Here is a 3,670-nt window from a genome sequence, read left to right as displayed (position 1 = left end):
CCCAAATGCGATACATCGAAGAGTCCAACGCGTTCGCGAACGGCCGCATGTTCTGCAAGGACACCTGCGCCTGGGTACTCAATCGGCATAAGCCAACCGCCGAAATCAGCCATCTTCGCGTTAAGGTCGATATGTTTCTGATGCAATGGTGAGTTTTTCACATGGAGAACTTACACTTACCCCGCATTGAAATCTGTTATCGCAACTCAAAGGAGCACCATGTCGACAATCAAAATCTCCGATGGAATCGTTAAAGACGATGTCCTAGTAGTAGGAGTCGCGATCAAGTCTGGCAAAGGCGCCCTTCAGATTGAGTCTGGCGATCTCGCCCTCGATACAAAGGCGCTCATTGCAACTCTGAATGACCTGGGCGTGACAGGCAAGAGCGATGAAGTAACTCGCATCCCTGGAACATCAACGCGACTCATCGTTTTTACCGGACTTGGAAAAGCGCAGGCTACATATGCAGATGAAACTCTCCGTCGCGCTGCAGGTGCAGCAGCGCGTGCACTCGCTGGAAATTCCAGTGCAACCTTTGCTCTTCCTGCCAATACGCCAAGCGCTGTTAAAGCTGTTGCTGAAGGCGCCGGCCTGGGTAGCTACCTCTTCGATCAATTCCGAGGTTCAACGAAGACTGCTCAGAAGAGCCCACTGAAGACAATCACTGTCTACTCATCATTGGTTCACGGTGCTGAAGCAAAGGCTCTTGCTCATCACGCACAAGTGATTGCGAAGTACACCAATATTGTTCGTGACCTTATTAATACTCCCCCAAGTCATCTCACTCCAGCATCATTTTGTTCCATGATGACTGCCGCCGTTAAGGAAGCAGGCGGAGCAACTGTCGGACTTAAAGTTTCAACGATGACCGATACTCAGTTAAAGTCGAAGGGATTCGGAGGCATCATCGGGGTTGGACAAGGCTCAGCGAATCCACCACGCCTCTTCAATATCTCCTACACACCCAAGGGCGTGAAGGCGAAGAAGAAGTATGCCTACGTCGGCAAGGGAATCACTTTTGATACTGGTGGTCTCGCCCTTAAGCCAGCTCTCGGCATGGAGGCTATGAAATCTGATATGTCTGGTGCTGCAGCGGTATGTGCAGCCACCATCGCGCTTGCACTTTTGAAGGTTCCTGTTGCAATCGAAGCGTGGGCACCACTTGCAGAGAACATGGTCAGTGATCATGCAACTCGTCCTTCGGACATCATCACCATCTACGGTGGCAAGACTGTTGAGGTAATCAACCCAGATGCTGAGGGTCGTCTTGTTTTGGGTGATGCACTTGTAAAGGCGCAAGAGGCAAAGGACCTCGATGCAATCATTGACGTTGCGACGTTAACGGGCCACCAAGTTGTTGCACTCGGAAAGCGCACAAGCGCTGTCATGACCAACAATGAAGAATTCTCTGCCCACTTCATGGATGTCATTAAGTCGTCCGGAGAATCATTCTGGCCAATGCCACTTCCTGCCGATCTTCGCCCAAGCCTCGATTCTCCCGTCGCTGATATCGCCAATATGGGTGAGCGCATGGGCGGAATGTTGGTTGCTGGGCTATTTCTGAAAGAGTTTGTTGCCGATGAGCTTCCATGGCTTCACTTGGATATCGCCGGACCTGCCTACAACGAGAGCGAGCCACATGGATATACGCCTGTTGGCGGTACTGGTGTGGCCTTCCGTTCACTAGTTGAGATGGCTATAGCTGCCAGCAAGTAAGCCCGAGGGAATGGCTATTGCTGCAAGCAAGTAAGCCCGAGGGAATGGCTATTGCTGCAAGCAAGTAAGCCCGAGGGAATGGCTATTGCTGCCGCCCAATAGTGAGGCAGCAGACTCTCCTCGAGTTAGTCATCCACGCTTAAGGCTGGCAAGATATGGCTGTTGATGATTTCCCCAGCAGGTGCCTGCAAGGGCTCAAAGGAGTTGCTCGATGTCGAATTTTGATCTTGTCATTCTCGGTGGAGGCAGCGGCGGTTACGCAGCAGCTCTTCGTGGAGCTCAGCTCGGTTTATCGGTAGCACTCATCGAACAAGACAAAGTTGGCGGCACGTGTCTTCATCGTGGATGTATTCCAACAAAAGCTCTGCTCCATGCGGGTGAAGTAGCAGATAGCGCTCGCGAATCTCACGTATTCGGCGTCAACGCTCAATTGAATTCAATCGACATCAATGGTGTGAACTCCTATAAGGATGGCGTCATCGCGGGTTTGTACAAAGGCCTCCAAGGTTTGATCAAGTCGCGCAATGTCACATTTATTGAAGGCAAAGGACGCCTAGTCAATAACAACACTGTCGAAGTCAATGGTCAGCAGTACACCGGTAAGAACATCGTCCTTGCGACAGGTTCCTACGCAAAGACAATTCCTGGCCTCGATATCGATGGCCAGCGCGTCATCACATCAGACCACGGAACAAAGCTAGATTACATTCCAAAGAGCGCGATTGTTCTTGGCGGCGGAGTCATCGGTTGCGAGTTCGCATCTGTATGGAAGTCATTCGGTGTCGATGTCACAATCATCGAAGGCCTTAACCATCTCGTTCCACTTGAAGATGAATCATCATCAAAACTTCTTGAGCGCGCATTCCGCAAGCGTGGAATCAACTTCGAACTTGGAATCAAGTTCAAGTCCCATCGCGTCAACCCAGATTCGGTCACAGTCACACTTGAAGATGGTCGCGAATTCACTGCAGATGTTCTTCTTGTCTCCATCGGACGCGGGCCGGTAACAGACGGCATCGGATACCAGGAAACTGGAATTGCCATGGATCGCGGTTATGTCCTCGTTGACGATCACTGCCGCACAAATATTCCTGGCATCTACGCAGTCGGTGACATCATTCCTACTCTTCAACTTGCACATGTTGGATTCCAGGAAGGAATCCTCGTTGCAGAGACAATCGCCGGACTTAATCCGCGCGCAATCAACTATGACGGCGTTCCTCGCGTTACATATTCAGAGCCAGAAGTTGCTTCAGTTGGCCTCTCTACCAAGGTTGCCAAAGAGCGCGGTTATGACGTTGTCGAAGTTGACTACAACCTCGCTGGAAACGGCAAGGCACAGATTCTTAAGACAGCAGGATCTATCAAGCTCGTTGCACAGAAGAATGGTCCAGTTCTTGGAATCCATATGGTCGGTGCACGTGTTGGCGAACTTCTTGCTGAAGCACAATTGATCTTCAACTGGGAGGCAACTGCAGATGATGTAGCTCCTCTTATCCATGCACACCCAACAATGTCCGAAGCTATGGGCGAAGCGCACCTTGCACTTGCCGGCAAGCCACTTCACGCACACGGTTAATAGAGGAGAGAAACAACATGTCATTTTCAGTAACGATGCCAGCGCTTGGCGAATCAGTATCTGAAGGAACAGTTACACGTTGGCTCAAGGCAGAAGGCGATCACGTCGCTGTCGATGAACCACTCCTCGAGGTATCAACTGACAAAGTTGATACAGAGATCCCTTCACCGGTAGCCGGCATCCTGCAGAAGATTGTTGTTGGCGTAGATGTCACTGTTGCAGTCGGTGCTGAGCTCGCAGTGATTGCTGATAGTGCAAACGCATCAGTACCTGCGCCTGCCGCACCTGCACCAACTGTGGCATCTACGCCAACAACAATCTTCTGCAGGATGCCGGCTACCGGTGAAGGGATCTCTGTATCAACTTTGTCAGTTG

At 51.0% G+C, this 3,670-nt stretch carries 2 protein-coding genes and 2 pseudogenes; 3 read left to right on the top strand and 1 reads right to left on the bottom strand.

Annotation, left to right across the window (positions count from 1 at the left end):
• Positions 1–161, bottom strand: a pseudogene (locus ACKOVI_RS01060) (glycine cleavage system aminomethyltransferase GcvT); the annotation flags it as partial.
• Positions 162–219: 58 nt separating this feature from the next.
• Here ACKOVI_RS01060 and ACKOVI_RS01055 point away from each other — a divergent pair.
• The 3 genes and pseudogenes from ACKOVI_RS01055 to ACKOVI_RS01045 form a co-directional block, all read left to right on the top strand.
• Positions 220–1,716, top strand: a complete 1,497-nt coding sequence (locus tag ACKOVI_RS01055; protein WP_509601965.1) for a leucyl aminopeptidase — start codon at positions 220–222, stop codon at positions 1,714–1,716.
• A 211-nt stretch (positions 1,717–1,927) separates the two neighbouring features.
• On the top strand, positions 1,928–3,295 hold the full coding sequence (gene lpdA / locus ACKOVI_RS01050) for a dihydrolipoyl dehydrogenase (protein ID WP_509601963.1): 1,368 nt from the start codon (positions 1,928–1,930) through the stop codon (positions 3,293–3,295).
• 17 nt (positions 3,296–3,312) lie between these two features.
• Positions 3,313–3,615, top strand: a pseudogene (locus tag ACKOVI_RS01045) (biotin/lipoyl-containing protein); the annotation flags it as partial.
• Positions 3,616–3,670 lie beyond the last annotated feature (55 nt).

The sequence above is a fragment of the Candidatus Planktophila sp. genome, from assembly GCF_046070465.1.
Classification (GTDB): domain Bacteria; phylum Actinomycetota; class Actinomycetes; order Nanopelagicales; family Nanopelagicaceae; genus Planktophila.
This window is presented reverse-complemented; position numbering and strand designations above follow the sequence as displayed.